Raw genomic sequence first — 14,372 nt, 5'->3', positions numbered from 1 at the left:
TCAATTAATTTACTTAATATTAGATCTATGTACAAATGAGTCTAAATAAATAGATAATTAGAAAATAAAATACAAAAAAACTAAAAATACTATTGACAAAACGACAAATGAGTAGTATTATAAGTTTAACAAATAAAACTGAATGAACAATCAATTAAAAAGAAAAAGTAATCTCATAAATGAGAAGAAAATTCTTCGTAAATGAAAGTTCAAAAAGTTTTAATTTATCGGACAAAGTAAATGATCAGAACGGAAGAGATGGAGAAGTATCATAATGACGAGAAAGTTATGAGAGAAGTAAAATCCATCAGAAAAGAAGATCAAAGAAATCTAAGTCCGATAGAAAATCTAAGAACAGGAGGTACGGACCACCAGCACATTTAATTTAAAAACCAAAACCGCTATCAATAAAAGATAGAGAAAGAGGTAAAAAAAGAATGATAGAGATATCACATTAAAGATGGGTGTTAATCATTGATAGATTGGCATCCATCTTTAATTGTGTTGTCCGTAATTATTATGTTGTATATTTGGAAAAAAATTGTTAAAATATAAAAGATATTGGGGATAAGGGCCTGATATAGGGGAAAGAACATGATACAGGGGAGAACAGTATGGCAAGATCATGTAATCAGAAGGAAAAGATCCTGTTCCTGATGAAGCTGTTCCATGAGGAGACAGATGCAATGCATCCACTTTCAAGGAAGGAACTGGAGGAGAAGCTTCTGGACTATGGAATCCGTTCGGAACGCAAGAGTTTGTATAATGATATAGAAACTCTGAAACGGTTCGGGATGGATATAGCTTACAGGAAAGAACGGCCGGAAGGGTATTATCTGGCAAATCATAAATTTGAGCTTGCGGAACTGAAGCTTTTAGTGGATGCGGTACAGTCATCCAGATTCATTACGGAGCGTAAGTCTAACAGTTTGATCGGCAAGATCGAGGGAATGGCGAGCAGGTATGAGGCAAAGCAGCTTCAGCGTCAGGTAGTGGTGGCTGACAGGATCAAGGCGATGAATGAGAGTATCTACTATAATATAGATAAGATACACTTAGCGATCGCTTCAAACCAGCAGCTATTGTTTCAATATTTTGAATGGACGGTTGAGAAGACAACCCGATTAAAGAAAAATGGGGAGCCTTATCAGGTCAGTCCATGGGCACTGCTCTGGGATGATGAGAATTATTATCTGATAGGGTTTGATGTGGATGCCGGCATTCTAAAGCATTTCCGGGTAGATAAGATGCTTGGGATTGAGGTTTTAGAGGAGCCAAGGACAGGAAAGGACGAATTTGGGAGATTCGACCTGGCACATTATGCGAAAAAAACATTTGGTATGTTTGGTGGGGAGGAAGAGACCTTGCGTATCAGATTTCATAATAAATACATAGGCGTTGTTATAGACAGGTTCGGAAAAGATGTTTCTATCAGGCCTGACGGAGAACAGCATTTTATAGCCCGCGTGGAAGTAGCGGTCAGTGAGCAGTTTTTCGGATGGATGGCTGGATTGGGAAAGGATGTAAAGATCCTTTCACCAAAACATGTAGCAGACATGTACGTGGAGCATCTCAAAGAGATAACCGGTGTGTATAGCAGCGGGGGAGCAACTTCAAATAATGATTAAGGGACAAAGGTGAATAAGATGGTTATGAATTTGGATTATATTTTAGGGCAGATTCAGCTTTTGCTTCGATCAAGAGCTTTGGCGCTGACAGAAAAGGGAAGGGAACTTACGACAACAGATATGGTCATATTGGCGGCGGTGGCAGCGGCTGGACTTTTGTTCTGTTTCTTCGGTTTAAAGCTGATAAGACTTTGGGCGGCAGTCTTCGGTCTGACGGTCGGTTTTGCAGGAGGAACATATCTGGCATCCTATTTTGGTCTGGAGGGGAATATCCCTTTGATTGCAGGGGCAGCGGCCGGGGTGATCCTGGCGGTGCTGGCGGGGGTACTATACCGTGCAGGAGCTTTCCTGGTCGTATGGCTGCTGGGAATCGCAGGCAGTGCATATATCTTACGGCCGCAGGACTGGGTATTCGCACTGGTATGTGTGGCAATCGGTCTGGTTATTGCACTTATTACATGGAAGTTTACAGAACCTGTCACAATGCTGGTTACCGCAGTATTTGGAGGTGCCCTCGCAGGACAGGCCGGGTATATTCTGGTTCCGGTGAAGAATTGGATCATTCAGACCGCTATGATAGCAGTACTGGCTGTTTTGGGAATCCTTGTTCAGTTCCTTTTGGAATCTAAGAGACGTAAAAGGCAGCACCTGAAAAAGGCGGAAGAGATCCGCAAATCCACTTCTGTTGCGAACGAGGTAGATAAGGCAAGAGCCATGATGGAAAATCTGGATCAGGCAAAGCCGGATATGGAAGAGGCTGCAGAAGAAGGGCTGCTTTATCTGAATGACGAGGAGGAAGAGATTACAGATCTTGAGGATCTGGATGAAGACGGAGAGCCTCTTGAATTCGATGATCTGGATGAGGAAGATGAGTTTATGGATGAAGAATCAGACGAATACGACTCCGTGGATATAGAGGAGGATGACGATATTCAGATTCTGGATCTGGATGACGACGAGTAAAAGGAATGAAACGAAATTACGTTTTATAACACAACCTATTGGCTGTTTTTTGGCAGTTGTGGATATTGTTAACAGGATAGAACACGAAGAAGATGATTGCCAGTCCCTTCACAAAGTTGTATAATAGATTTATCATTTAGTTGAAGTAAAGGGGGCTTGCTTATGAAGATTGATATGCATTGTCACGTAAAAGAAGGTTCTATTGACAGTAAAGTAAGCTTGGATGAATATATCACGATTCTAAAAAGCAAGGGATTCCAGGGCATGGTGATCACCGACCATAATACTTATAAGGGATACCGCCACTGGAAGTATCATATGAAGGGAAAAGAGCATACGGATTTTGTGGTGCTTAAAGGGATCGAATATGATACCAGGGATGCCGGCCATATCCTGGTGATCATGCCAGAGGGGGTTAAGATGCGGCTGCTTGAGATGCGCGGCATGCCGGTATCTGTCCTGATCGATCTGGTCCACAGGAACGGCGGCGTTTTAGGTCCGGCCCATCCATGCGGAGAGAAGTATCTGAGCATTACGAATACGAAGAGGTTCTATACGAACCCGGAGATCATGAAGCGGTTTGATTTTGTTGAGGCTTATAACTGCTGTGAATCAGAGGCGTCTAATGCCGGAGCTATGAAGCTTGCACAGAAGTATGGCAAGGTGACCGTGGGAGGAAGTGATTCCCATAAGCCGGGCTGTGTGGGACGAGCCTACACGATACTGCCGGAGCCTGTTACCTGTGAGACCGAACTGATCTCTATGATCCATAAGAAGACCAAGTTCGAGACCGGAGGGACTGCGTATGAGAAGACGACGAAGGAACGGATCGGCAAGGTCAATAAGCTGTTGGTATATTCCTTCTGGTTTTATAATAAGGGCGGGGAATTGCTGAGACGCCATGGAAGGAACGAGAAGATGGAGGTCGAGAACCCGATCGATCCGATCGATCCGATTGAGATGTATTATACAGGAGAGCAGAGGCTCTCCTGATGGAAAAAATCCTCAGATGTCTACGGACTTGATCTGGGGATTTTCTTTTACCAGATCAAGAACGTCCTGATAAGTAAAATTTTCTGGAAATGCGACGTTTAGTTTTATCTTTAGGTCTGAGTTGTCCAGCCGGGTGACCTTCATCGTCATGATCCGAAGATCCTTGATCGAGAAGGAGTCTGCCAGGAAGGACTGCAGATCAGAAGTATTGTCTATGACCAGTGTGATCTGCTGGATCGTAGGGGTCTTTAGCCAGCGGAATCTGCGGTGCAGGATGATCTGGAAGAGGAGGATACAAAGTGTGGTCATAATGCCGAGAGGATACATCCCCGCTCCAAAGGCCATTCCGATCCCTACGGTTGCCCAGATCCCTGCCGCGGTCGTCAGGCCGCTTACACTGAAGTTTCTTGTGAATATGACTCCTGCGCCCAGGAAACCTATTGCAGTGACGACCCCTGCGGCCACACGGGAAGGATCAAGGCCGATGTGATCCAGTGCAAGGATATCCTGGAATCCATACTTGGAAATGATCATCATTGCCGCGGAGGCCAGTGCGACGATCGTATGGGTCCGTATCCCGGCTGTCTTTAGATGGTTCTCCCTCTCGTAGCCTACGGCCAGGCCGCACAGGGCAGCGCCGACGATTCTCAACAGGTATTCTAACTGGATAAAAATATAAGACCACATATGGGATCCTCCTTTCAGGAGTGCAGTGTGAACAGGTGGATTCGTTATTTTCTCCTTTTTTCGTTCAATTTTCTTCGGAGCTCTTCTAATTGCAGCTTATGATTCCGGGATTCCATTCTGGGGAATGCCTTTACAAGGCGGCGGCTGACTCTTGGTGTCTTGCTGCCCAGTTCTTGATAGCGTGCCTTTAAGCCTTCGATACGGCTGCGCATTTCATCAGAGACCTCTTGTTTCTTTTCAATGAATCCAGATGCAGCGACCTGTGTTTTCTCAAGCAGACCGGCAGTAGTCTCCTGGGTCCTGTCCCGTAATCCGGCAGCGGCTTCCTGCGTCTTTTCTTTGATTCCGGCAGCGGCAGCCTGTGTCTTTTCCTTTAACTCAGCTGTGGCCTCATCCAGCTTCTGTCTGGATACTTCTTGTTTTTCCATGGCAGCGATGACTTTCTCGTAGATATCTTCGCCGAGCTGGTCGGAAATCTCGTGAAGCTCTATGGCGATCTTCTGCATACTTGCAAGCCGCTTATTAAATTTAAAGATCGCGGATGCAGTCACGTACAGATCGGCAAACATAGCGATCCCCAGGACTGCTATGAGGAGGATTCCCAAAGTATGCGGGATCAGGGAGAGCAGCCTGGCAATAGGCGGATGGATAAAGTCCATGATCGCGACGCAGGCAACACCCCACACAAGTGAAAAAACGAGACATACATACCCGCCGATGTTGAGGGGCTGCTCGGAATAATCCCACCATTTATTGTGGAAGATCTTATCCATAGCCCATCCTGTGATCCCCTCGAGGAGAGTCACAAGGATGACAGAGGAAACATACAGCAGGATCAGATTTTCCTTATAAGGTGTCAAAAGCGCGATGACTACAGTAACACCCACTCCGTAGATCGGACAGATCGGACCGTTTAAGAATCCCCGGTTGACGAATTTATGTTCTTTCACTGCCGCAAACCCAACCTCGGTACACCATCCCAGAAATCCATATACAAAAAAGTATAGTAATATGTAATAAATATCGTCCATAATATATGCCCTTCTTTCTATTATACTTTATAGAGTAAATGTTATGCTGAAAATTGTCAATGTGTTTGACTTATTGTTAAAAAAGTTCTATAATGGCTAATAGATAATAATTATCAATTACAAAATCAAAATTCAGATGTTATTCACAGGAGATACCATGAGATTAAAAGAGGGAAAAAATCATCATACCTATCAGGTTCAGGATATTGATATCGAGCTGAATCTGGAGCGGAGGCTCGAGGCCCTGGGGCTGACTGCAGGTTCTAAGATCACCATTTTAAATAATGATAAGAAAGGCGCTGTCACAGTGCGGTTTCGTGGAACGAGATTTGCCATGGGACGCAGGATCGCGGATCATATTGCAGTGGAGGAGATAAAAGAATGAGCAGAGAGATCATCAATGTTGGATTTATCGGAAATCCAAATTGTGGGAAAACAACCCTGTTTAATGCCTATACGGGAGCAAATCTAAAGGTAGCTAACTGGCCGGGGGTCACGGTTGAAAAAAAGGAAGGAAGGGCGTTTTATAAAGAGCAGGAGTTCAAGCTGATCGATCTGCCGGGTATTTACAGCCTGACCTCCTATACGATGGAGGAGAAGGTATCCCGGGAATGTATTATGAGCGATGATGTGGATGTTATCGTGGATGTGGTGGATGCATCCTGTCTCGAGAGGAATCTTTACCTGACACTGCAGCTGATCGAGCTGGGGAAGCCGGTTGTTCTGGCGCTTAATATGATGGACATTATTGAAGAGCGGGGGATGGAGATCGACCTCCACAGACTTCCTGAGATGCTGGGAATTCCGGCGATCCCGGTATCTGCCAGAAAGAAGTCCGGGCTTGAGATCTTAATGCATGCAGTGGCACACCATAAGGATTATGCGAAGCAAAGCCCGTTCATACACCATCATCCCCAAAATACAAGACATGCTCATAATCACCACAATGAATATGCTATGGTGTATCATGATGATATCGAGGATAAGATCGACCTGATCATTGGAAGGCTCAAACAAAAATATCCAAATATAAAAAATATGAGGTGGCATGCGATCAAGATGCTGGAACAGGACGAGGCGGTGATAGAAAAATATCCGCTGAATATACCAGAGGTCATGGATCGGAGTTATGAAAAAGATATCATTAACCAGAAGTATGATTTTATCGAAGAGATCATTCAGGAAACACTGGTAAATAAGAGCCGGAAGGAAGAGCGGACGGATAAGATCGACCGTTATCTGACAAGCAGGTGGCTGGGGCTCCCTATTTTTCTGGGAATCATGGCACTGGTCTTTTTCCTGACTTTCACGGTGGGGGACTGGCTGAAGGGGTATTTTGAGATCGCGCTGGAGTGGTTTTCCGGCGGGGCGCTTGGCCTGCTTGATATGTGGCATGTAAGCCCTATGCTGCAGTCGCTGATCGTGGACGGCATTATTTCCGGTGTGGGAGGGATTCTTACCTTTCTGCCGAATATCTTTATTTTGTTCCTGGCACTGGCGTTCCTGGAGGACAGCGGATATATGGCCAGAGTTGCGTTTGTCATGGATGATATTATGAGCCATCTGGGGCTCTCGGGAAGAGCATTCCTTCCGATGCTGCTTGGATTCGGCTGTTCGGTCCCTGCTATCATGGCATCCCGTGCACTGGAACATAGAAAAGACCGGTTAAAGACGATCCTGGTGACCCCCTTTATGTCATGCAGTGCGAGGCTGCCGATCTACGTTTTGTTTTCCTCTATGTTTTTTGGGAAGAATGCAATGCTGGCATGCTATTCCATGTACATATTAGGAATCCTGGTGGCGATCACGGTCTCCTTTGTCTTGTCAAAGATCGATGGAAGCAAAGCGGAACATGCGCTGCTGATCGAACTGCCGGAGTATAAAACGCCAAATGCCAGGACAATCGCCATCTATGTATGGGAAAAGGTAAAGGACTACCTGACAAAAGCGGGAACGGTCATTTTTGTTGCTTCTATTATCATGTGGTTCATCCTGAACTTTGGAATCACAGGGTATGTGACGGATATTTCCCAGAGCTTCGGCTCTATGATCGGGAAAGCGATCGTTCCGCTGTTCAAACCGATCGGACTGGGCTATTGGCAGATCGTGGTGGCCTTGATCGCAGGGATCGCAGCAAAGGAAGTGGTCGTCTCAAGCTGCAGTGTCCTGTTTGGAATCCAGAACATCACGACAGCACACGGCATGACCAGCTTTGTGGGAACGCTGGGTGCCATGGGATTTGGTGCTGCAAATGCATATGCACTGATGGTATTCTGTCTGCTCTACATCCCGTGCACAGCTACGATCGCAACGATCAGACGGGAAGTGGGGAGCAGAAAAATGACATTTGGATTTGTGATGTTCCAACTGGCGGTTGCCTGGATCGTGAGCTTTGCAGCGTTTCATATCGTGGGACTTTTCTTATAGGAAGAGGAGGAAAGCTTAGTATTCAACTTCCTGCAAGAATAGTCCTTTGGGGTCACAGGGAGCACTTGCGGCCTCATCTCCTGCAAAAATAGCCTCGATACATTCTTTTTTCCTTTTTCCAAGGCCGATATCAAGCAGGGTGCTGATGATCATCCTGGGCATGTTATGCAGGAAATCCCTTGCTTTTAGTGAGATCTGGATTTCCTCTGCATCGCCGTAGATTTCGATATCATACATTTCTTTTTCTGTTGATTTACTCTTTTTTACGGTAGAAAAGTTCTTGAAGTCGTGTCTGCCGATCAACAGCAGGGCCGCCTGCTGCATGACAGTGACATCCGGTGTTTTAAAGGCATAGTAGGTATATTTCCGGTCAAAGACGCTGGGAACGGTGCCGATAGCGATACGGTACAGGTAGGTTCTGGATCTGGCATTTAAGGAGGCGTGGAAGCGCTCCGGCATTTCCTCGGCTGAAAGAACAGCAATATCCATAGGCAGGTATCGGTTCATGTACTGCATGATCTCCGATGGCTTCATGTCAGAGGTAGTCTTAAAATTGACTGTCTGGGCATAAGCGTGTACGCCGACCTCAGTCCGGGCTCCGCAGAAGAGTTCCACGTCTTCTGCGGTCATTTTATGTATGACCTCCAGAAGCTTATTGCAAATCGTATTCGTGGACTCTCCTTTACCTCTCTGCCAGCCCTGGTAGCGTGAACCATCATATTCCAAGATTAATTTTATATTATGTGTCATGTGTTTTCTCTCCTTTTTGGTGCAGGATTGTAGTTTCGTCCCCTTTGGATCTATGCCGGGGACTATCTATATCAAACGACCTGCTGCTTCTGATGTATCAATCTTACAGGAAAGAAAAAGAGAATGCAACATAATCCCGGATTTTGTTATGGGATATGGTTGATTTTGGAGGGGGAAGGATACTATAATAAAAACGTGTCATTGTAAGACGGCTTGATCTGTTTAAAACTATGAACCGGAAAACCTGAATGAAAAGCCTGAATGAAAAGCGGTCAGGGGGAAGGAGAAGCGATGTTTCGTTCTGTAAGCGAAGATGAGATGAAAAGAAGGAAGGCAATCCTGATCAAAAACGTTGAGGACGGATTTAGAGAGTATTCCTCTGTGATACTGAAAGGGGATCAAAACTCGATGCAGTCCTTTCTTGAGAAGTGCCTGAGGGAAAATAAAAAAGAAGCATTTGCCGACTTTTATTATCCCGTTCTTTCACCGGAGCATAAGGAGGCATTTTTGACAGGTCTGGACGAGGACGGAAGGAAAATACTTTCTGAGTTTGAGAGTAGAAATGGGCAGGTATTCTATCCGCTTATGGAGGAAAATCTTTCATTCCTCGCAGAGATTACAGCGAGAAACTGGTTATTCTCAAGTTTTTTCTTTATCAGGTATCCGGCGGTCGTCTGGGGAAATTATAATTTGGAGTATCCTCTGTTTTGCAGGGATACCGTGACTTTAGATTTTTATAAAAAGATTGCATTAGAATGCGGATTGGAGTTGTTGGTATGATCGAAGAGAGAAAAGTTTCAGAGTCCAGGGTCGAGACAGTGCATATGGTAAGGCCGAACCATTTGAATGCCGCAGGACGTCTGTTCGGCGGGATCCTGATGCAGTGGCTGGATGAGGTGGCAGGACTGGTGGCAAAACGGCATACGCGCAGCAATGTGATCACAGCTTCTGTTGATAACCTGCGTTTTATCAAGGGCGCCTATCAGAAGGATGTGATCGTGATCATCGGAAAGGTGACCTATGTCGGAAATACATCGATGGAGGTACGGGTCGACACGTATGTCGAGAATGTGGATGGGATGCGCCGTCCTATCAACCGGGCATATTTTACGATGGTTGCTTTGGACGAGAATGACAAGCCCAGAAAAGCACCCCGCCTGATCCTGGAAACGGAGGAGGAGCGCGCGGAGTGGCAGGCTGCCGAGAAGAGAAGAGAGATGCGGATTAAGAGGAAAGAAGAAGGCTTTTAACCCTTCTTCTTTAAGAGAGAGCTGACCATATTGATTGTCTGATCGATCTGGGCCTGCTCTTCTTTTGATTTTCCGTCTTTTAAGATTTCCAGGATCAGTGAAATCTCCTCCCCGGAGAAACGGATCCCCTTTTTATTCGCATTTGTGATCAGGGCCAGCATGATCGGGGCTAAGTCTTTGCCATTCTTGCCGGAGGTCTGGGAGGCTGCCATATGGATCAGCTCCAGCTTTGCCGGATCGATATCTTTCATTGCGGGATGATTCATCCATTCATTCATAATCGTCATTTCCTTTCCAGTTTAAATTAGTGTTGTTTTCAGGATTCCATTCATTTTGCATGGTGTCGTTAAAATTGATGTCATTTTCTTCTGTTTGCTTATAATTCATGCTCTCTGCATCCGGATGCCCGGGAGAGGAGTCATTGGTATCTGTATCATCGGGATTCATATTATCGGAATTCATATCATTTGCAAACATATTGTTATACATCTGGAACATGCTCTGCTGTTCCGGGGTGAGCATGCCCATCATCATATCCATCGGATTAAAACCGCCGGAAAACAAGCCTGACAGGCCGCCGGGGCTGCTGCCTTCCCCTGCCTGGCCGGAAGAGGTGTCGAAGTTGAAGTCCGGGTTTCCCTGGAACATCTGGGCCATTTCCATTATACTCATCATATTTAGAAAAGTGTCTATCATTTCTGATTCCTTGGGCGGCAAATACGGCTTTATCTCCTGCATGATCTCCATGAAAGACGGTGGAGAGCTGTTCTGAAATGCCTGCATATGAAGATCGTTTCCAGCACTCTGAAAGAACGAAATTGCTTCCTTAAGCTCCAGAAATTTGACAAAGACTCCAAGAAATCTTTGATTGGAAGAAGGAGTGTAAGGAAGAAAGAGCTTCATCATATGCAGCTGAGGAGGGGTCACCAGTTCATCAAAAGGTGTCATAGGTCTGGTTGGTTGTTTTTCCATGGGCACTCCTTATTATAACGTTGTAAATGTATATGTGTGAAAGTATAAAAATATGAGGATTTGGAAAACTAAACTCAGACTTCTTTCATATTATAATAAAGAAGAGAAAGGAAGCGGCGGTATTGTATGAAAAGAAAACTGATTATTGACGGAAATGCAGTATATGAGATAGATGAAGATTGTATGATAAAAAAACATCTGAATCAGGAGCAGGAATCGAAGCAGCAGAAGACTAAGGACAACCAGAAGCACAGTAATCAGGCGGAGACATAAGGAATAGTACCTTCGGGTGGATCCGCGGTAAACTGCGGGACAGGGAGCTTTTCAGAAGATGAGGTTACTTTATACTATCTTCAGAATAGAGGGGCTGTGAAAAAGCAGCCTCAAAGAATTGCCATAGTGCGGCCAATAAGCAGCGCTATGGCAATTCTTACTTCCCGGCACAATTTGTGCCTCCAATCCTATGAGATACAATAGCTTTTAGAAACATCAGGATTTTCCGTTCATATTGGTTTTGTAACATGAGTGTCACAGCCGGCTTTTATAATAAGCGGAATCATAATTTAGGAAAGGACAGATAAATGATGAAATTTTTAAAAATTCTTATGATATCCGTATCAATGATTCTCCTGCTGGCCGGAGGCTGTGTCTTTTACGGCTTTAAGATAGAGCCGTACCGCATTACATCTAATGAGTATCATCTTAGTGAGGAAACATCGGAAGCTGTCAGAGTAGTACAGTTTTCTGATGTCCATATAAAAGAAGACTTCACTTATAAGAATCTGGATAAAGTGATAGATATGATCAATAAACAGAATCCGGATGTTGTCGTGTTTACCGGTGATTTATATGATAACTATGCGAAATATCATGATGATGTAAATATCATTGAGAAACTGAAAGAAATCCATGCGAAATATGATAAAATAGCAATATGGGGGAACCGTGATTACGGCGGAGGAGCAGTCCGGCAGTATGAAAATATTATGATGCAGGCCGGATTTACTGTATTAAAAAATGAAAACTGGTATGTCACGACAGAAACCAATAAAAAAGTATTGTTTACAGGATTAGATGATAGTATGCTGGGAAATGTATTTATGCCGGACTCAACTAAGATATATGATTCAGATTATGAGATCCTATTAACGCATGAGCCTGATACAGCGGATACTTTTCTGGAATATGATTATGATTTAGTATTAAGCGGCCATAGCCATGGCGGTCAGATTCGGATCCCTTTTTTCCCGGAAATAAACCGGAAAGCTGTTTTATCTACATCTTTAGCTGCGAAGTATACCGGGGGAATGTATCAATTAGGTTCAAACACGAATATGTATGTCAATACAGGAATCGGAACGACACATATCTCTGTAAGATTCGGGGTTGTACCTGAAATTTCTGTTTTTATGATCTATTTATGATTGGAGAACATTAATGAGAATTTTAATTGCTGAAGACGATGAAAATATGAGTAAAATTATCAAATTATACCTTCAAAAAGAGGGATACTCTGTCACTGCTGTATTTAACGGTAAAGATGCGCTTTCTTATTTAACGGAAAATGCAGTTGATCTCTTGCTGTTAGACTGGATGTTACCGTGTAAAAACGGGATTGAGGTCTGCAGGGAAGTAAGGAGGATGGATCTTCCTGTTAAGATTGTTATGCTTACGGCAAAGACGGCAGCGGACAATGAATTATTGGGTCTTATGGTTGGCGCAGATGATTATATCAGAAAACCATTTGATATGAATGTCCTTCTTCTTAGAATCAAGAAACTCTGTAACCTGGAAAAAGAATTGAAGTATAAAGACATTATTTTAAATCCCATAACGCATGAAGTGTCCCAGAACCATCATGTACTGGAACTGACAAAAAAGGAATATGAACTCCTTAAATATTTTTTGATGAATCAGAAGATCGTTCTTTCCAGAGAACAGATTTTAAACTATGTGTGGGGAAAGGACTATTTTGGAGGGGTAAGAACTGTAGATACACATATCCGGCGTTTGAGAAAAAAGATCGGGGAATCTTATATACAGACCAGAATCGGCACGGGTTATGTTATGGGGGAGATGAATGAACAGATTATCTAAAAAATTTATCATCAGCATCGTATGTATATTGACTCTTTCCTCCCTCTGTTCCATAGTATTCAACACACAATTTCTGGAACGTTTTTATTTATACCAGAAGAAAATGTCCATTTCGAAAATATGTGATGAATTTACGGACTTACTTCAACAAAACATATCCCCGCAAAATGCCGTTAAGCAGACAGAAGCAGCATATAAAGTAATTATTGCCGAGATAGAAGATATGCCTTCATCCGGCAATAATGAGGTAAATGAAAAAATACAGGCGGCTTTTCAAAACAAAGGTATCGGCTTTCAAAAGTACTGGTTTTGGGAAGAGGATTATAAGAAGGTCCTCGAGGGAGAGAGACGGATCAAACTGTACCGGCAGGAAAAGCTTAATTACAGCCTGCTGATAGAGTATTTGAAACACGATTCTGGCATATATGCCATAACCATGATAGTTCCCGATGTATCAGACGCATTTCAGATAGCCAATACGTTTCTGATTGTTGTGGATATTTTCACTATCGTGACAGCGATTATTTTTATCATTTTTCTAATCAACAAGATCACAAAGCCTTTGCTCCTGTTCGGACAGTTTGCTGAACATATGAGAAAGAATCAGTTTATTCCTGTAAGCGTATCCACAAACGATGAGCTGGAAGAGGTCGCAGAGAGTTTAAACCTAATGGGCAGCCAAATATCAATGTACCAGCAGTCTTTGCAGGAAAAAAACCTGCAGATGAAGCAGTTATTAGAAAATGTAGCCCACGATCTGAAAACCCCGGTCTCATTGATACAATTATATGCAAATGGAATGAAAGACGGGATAGACGACGGTACATTTCTGAATACTATACTAGAAGAAAATGAACAAATGTCTGCTATGATCAATCGTCTATTATATCTTTCAGGAATAGAAAAAAATCAATCTAAGCTGAATAAGGTTGATTTATCAGAGCTGCTGTCCGGTCTGATCAGTAAATATACGATTCTGGCAGAAGAAAGGCAGACAGAAATTCATTCCAAAGTAGAGGATAATGTTATAATATCGGGGAATGAAGAACTGCTACAATCCCTGTTTTTGAATCTGATTACCAATGCAATAAAATATTCGGCCGGAAAAGAAATTGTTCTAAATCTGTTTAAACAAGACGATAAAGCAGTATTTTCTATTTCAAATGATACAGATAATGCGACATTAGACATTGAAAAAATATGGACGCCTTATTACGTTGGCGAGAGATCAAGAAATAAAAAATTATCCGGAACAGGACTGGGCTTAAGTATTGTTAAAAAAATCTGTGAAACACAAGGCTATGATATAGATTGCCGCGCAGAAGAAAATAAAATACGGTTTACGGTAACAATTCCTGTTTAAATCCCACGATTTTGTCTGTGAAAAGAGCAGGTTTTCTTTCTCTGAAAGAGTGAGCTGAATGTAATAGAACGAGAGGATTCTTGGGACTGCCATAAAAAATCGCTGAAGTCTTACGGCCAATGTCATTAAGCTAAGGCATTGCAAAGAGAGAGCGAATAAAAAAGAGATCATTTCCAGAAAAAAGAAGTGGTCTCTTTTTATATTTTGATAC

Annotated in this window: 16 protein-coding genes; 11 read left to right on the top strand and 5 right to left on the bottom strand. The window is 43.3% G+C overall.

Annotation, left to right across the window (positions count from 1 at the left end; genetic code table 11):
- Positions 1 to 614 precede the first annotated feature (614 nt).
- The 3 genes from AC4OGX_RS01845 to AC4OGX_RS01835 all read left to right on the top strand — a co-directional run bounded on the left by AC4OGX_RS01845 (position 615) and on the right by AC4OGX_RS01835 (position 3,584).
- Positions 615 to 1,628, top strand: coding sequence for a helix-turn-helix transcriptional regulator (locus AC4OGX_RS01845; protein WP_493328119.1), 1,014 nt, complete (start codon positions 615 to 617; stop codon positions 1,626 to 1,628).
- An 18-nt stretch (positions 1,629 to 1,646) separates the two neighbouring features.
- Positions 1,647 to 2,591 (top strand): hypothetical protein, encoded by a 945-nt coding sequence (locus AC4OGX_RS01840; RefSeq protein WP_493328118.1) that lies wholly within the window; start codon positions 1,647 to 1,649, stop codon positions 2,589 to 2,591.
- Between the two features lie 162 nt (positions 2,592 to 2,753).
- Positions 2,754 to 3,584, top strand: coding sequence for a PHP-associated domain-containing protein (locus AC4OGX_RS01835; RefSeq protein WP_493328117.1), 831 nt, complete (start codon positions 2,754 to 2,756; stop codon positions 3,582 to 3,584).
- Between the two features lie 12 nt (positions 3,585 to 3,596).
- Here AC4OGX_RS01835 and AC4OGX_RS01830 read toward each other — a convergent pair whose 3' ends face one another.
- Both AC4OGX_RS01830 and AC4OGX_RS01825 read right to left on the bottom strand, forming a co-directional pair.
- Positions 3,597 to 4,271, bottom strand: a complete 675-nt coding sequence (locus AC4OGX_RS01830) for an MgtC/SapB family protein (protein ID WP_493328116.1) — start codon at positions 4,269 to 4,271, stop codon at positions 3,597 to 3,599.
- A 44-nt stretch (positions 4,272 to 4,315) separates the two neighbouring features.
- Positions 4,316 to 5,302, bottom strand: a complete 987-nt coding sequence (locus AC4OGX_RS01825; protein ID WP_493328115.1) for a putative ABC transporter permease — start codon at positions 5,300 to 5,302, stop codon at positions 4,316 to 4,318.
- Between the two features lie 157 nt (positions 5,303 to 5,459).
- Between AC4OGX_RS01825 and AC4OGX_RS01820 the strand changes: the two genes are divergently transcribed.
- Positions 5,460 to 5,687, top strand: coding sequence for a FeoA family protein (locus AC4OGX_RS01820; protein WP_493328114.1), 228 nt, complete (start codon positions 5,460 to 5,462; stop codon positions 5,685 to 5,687).
- Positions 5,684 to 7,729, top strand: coding sequence for a ferrous iron transport protein B (gene feoB, locus AC4OGX_RS01815; RefSeq protein WP_493328113.1), 2,046 nt, complete (start codon positions 5,684 to 5,686; stop codon positions 7,727 to 7,729). The genes AC4OGX_RS01820 and feoB overlap by 4 nt, the downstream gene beginning before the upstream one ends.
- 15 nt (positions 7,730 to 7,744) lie before the next feature.
- On the opposite strand, the gene truA is transcribed toward feoB, so the two are convergent.
- Complete coding sequence (gene truA, locus AC4OGX_RS01810; protein ID WP_493328112.1) at positions 7,745 to 8,479, bottom strand: tRNA pseudouridine(38-40) synthase TruA; 735 nt, start codon at positions 8,477 to 8,479, stop codon at positions 7,745 to 7,747.
- Between the two features lie 261 nt (positions 8,480 to 8,740).
- On the opposite strand from truA, the gene AC4OGX_RS01805 reads away from it, so the two are divergent.
- Entirely contained in the window at positions 8,741 to 9,259 is a 519-nt protein-coding gene (locus AC4OGX_RS01805; protein WP_493328111.1) for a hypothetical protein, read from the top strand.
- The gene (locus tag AC4OGX_RS01800) at positions 9,256 to 9,729 is read left to right on the top strand and encodes an acyl-CoA thioesterase (RefSeq protein WP_493328110.1); all 474 of its coding nucleotides are present in this window, start codon (positions 9,256 to 9,258) and stop codon (positions 9,727 to 9,729) included. The genes AC4OGX_RS01805 and AC4OGX_RS01800 overlap by 4 nt, the downstream gene beginning before the upstream one ends.
- Here AC4OGX_RS01800 and AC4OGX_RS01795 read toward each other — a convergent pair.
- A complete protein-coding gene (locus AC4OGX_RS01795; RefSeq protein ID WP_493328109.1) occupies positions 9,726 to 10,007 on the bottom strand; it encodes a hypothetical protein in 282 nt (93 codons plus the stop codon). The two genes, AC4OGX_RS01800 and AC4OGX_RS01795, sit on opposite strands and share 4 nt — an antisense overlap.
- Positions 10,000 to 10,701, bottom strand: coding sequence for a hypothetical protein (locus AC4OGX_RS01790; RefSeq protein ID WP_493328108.1), 702 nt, complete (start codon positions 10,699 to 10,701; stop codon positions 10,000 to 10,002). Before AC4OGX_RS01790 ends, AC4OGX_RS01795 begins: the two co-directional genes overlap by 8 nt.
- Positions 10,702 to 10,827: 126 nt before the next feature.
- On the opposite strand from AC4OGX_RS01790, the gene AC4OGX_RS01785 reads away from it, so the two are divergent.
- The 4 genes from AC4OGX_RS01785 to AC4OGX_RS01770 all read left to right on the top strand — a co-directional run bounded on the left by AC4OGX_RS01785 (position 10,828) and on the right by AC4OGX_RS01770 (position 14,161).
- Positions 10,828 to 10,974 carry a hypothetical protein gene (locus AC4OGX_RS01785; protein ID WP_493328107.1) on the top strand — a complete coding sequence of 49 codons (147 nt, stop codon included), beginning with the start codon at positions 10,828 to 10,830 and terminating at the stop codon, positions 10,972 to 10,974.
- Between the two features lie 308 nt (positions 10,975 to 11,282).
- On the top strand, positions 11,283 to 12,125 hold the full coding sequence (locus AC4OGX_RS01780) for a metallophosphoesterase (RefSeq protein ID WP_493328106.1): 843 nt from the start codon (positions 11,283 to 11,285) through the stop codon (positions 12,123 to 12,125).
- A gap of 13 nt (positions 12,126 to 12,138) precedes the next feature.
- The gene (locus tag AC4OGX_RS01775) at positions 12,139 to 12,798 is read left to right on the top strand and encodes a response regulator transcription factor (protein WP_493328105.1); all 660 of its coding nucleotides are present in this window, start codon (positions 12,139 to 12,141) and stop codon (positions 12,796 to 12,798) included.
- A gap of 403 nt (positions 12,799 to 13,201) precedes the next feature.
- Positions 13,202 to 14,161, top strand: a complete 960-nt coding sequence (locus AC4OGX_RS01770) for a sensor histidine kinase (protein ID WP_493328104.1) — start codon at positions 13,202 to 13,204, stop codon at positions 14,159 to 14,161.
- The last annotated feature ends 211 nt before the right edge of the window (positions 14,162 to 14,372 follow it).

This window comes from Faecalicatena sp., from assembly GCF_058819085.1.
The sequence above is the reverse complement of the archived record's forward strand: the minus strand, read 5'-3'. Positions and strand labels throughout refer to the sequence as shown.

Excerpts from the sequence above, each read along its gene's own strand:
- AC4OGX_RS01845 (WP_493328119.1), top strand. The coding sequence starts at position 615 with ATGGCAAGATCATGTAATCAGAAGGAAAAGATCCTGTTCCTGATGAAG.
- AC4OGX_RS01840 (WP_493328118.1), top strand. The coding sequence starts at position 1,647 with ATGGTTATGAATTTGGATTATATTTTAGGGCAGATTCAGCTTTTGCTT.
- AC4OGX_RS01835 (WP_493328117.1), top strand. The coding sequence starts at position 2,754 with ATGAAGATTGATATGCATTGTCACGTAAAAGAAGGTTCTATTGACAGT.
- AC4OGX_RS01830 (WP_493328116.1), bottom strand. The coding sequence starts at position 4,271 with ATGTGGTCTTATATTTTTATCCAGTTAGAATACCTGTTGAGAATCGTC.
- AC4OGX_RS01825 (WP_493328115.1), bottom strand. The coding sequence starts at position 5,302 with ATGGACGATATTTATTACATATTACTATACTTTTTTGTATATGGATTT.
- AC4OGX_RS01820 (WP_493328114.1), top strand. The coding sequence starts at position 5,460 with ATGAGATTAAAAGAGGGAAAAAATCATCATACCTATCAGGTTCAGGAT.
- feoB (WP_493328113.1), top strand. The coding sequence starts at position 5,684 with ATGAGCAGAGAGATCATCAATGTTGGATTTATCGGAAATCCAAATTGT.
- truA (WP_493328112.1), bottom strand. The coding sequence starts at position 8,479 with ATGACACATAATATAAAATTAATCTTGGAATATGATGGTTCACGCTAC.
- AC4OGX_RS01805 (WP_493328111.1), top strand. The coding sequence starts at position 8,741 with ATGAAAAGCGGTCAGGGGGAAGGAGAAGCGATGTTTCGTTCTGTAAGC.
- AC4OGX_RS01800 (WP_493328110.1), top strand. The coding sequence starts at position 9,256 with ATGATCGAAGAGAGAAAAGTTTCAGAGTCCAGGGTCGAGACAGTGCAT.
- AC4OGX_RS01795 (WP_493328109.1), bottom strand. The coding sequence starts at position 10,007 with ATGAATGAATGGATGAATCATCCCGCAATGAAAGATATCGATCCGGCA.
- AC4OGX_RS01790 (WP_493328108.1), bottom strand. The coding sequence starts at position 10,701 with ATGGAAAAACAACCAACCAGACCTATGACACCTTTTGATGAACTGGTG.
- AC4OGX_RS01785 (WP_493328107.1), top strand. The coding sequence starts at position 10,828 with ATGAAAAGAAAACTGATTATTGACGGAAATGCAGTATATGAGATAGAT.
- AC4OGX_RS01780 (WP_493328106.1), top strand. The coding sequence starts at position 11,283 with ATGATGAAATTTTTAAAAATTCTTATGATATCCGTATCAATGATTCTC.
- AC4OGX_RS01775 (WP_493328105.1), top strand. The coding sequence starts at position 12,139 with ATGAGAATTTTAATTGCTGAAGACGATGAAAATATGAGTAAAATTATC.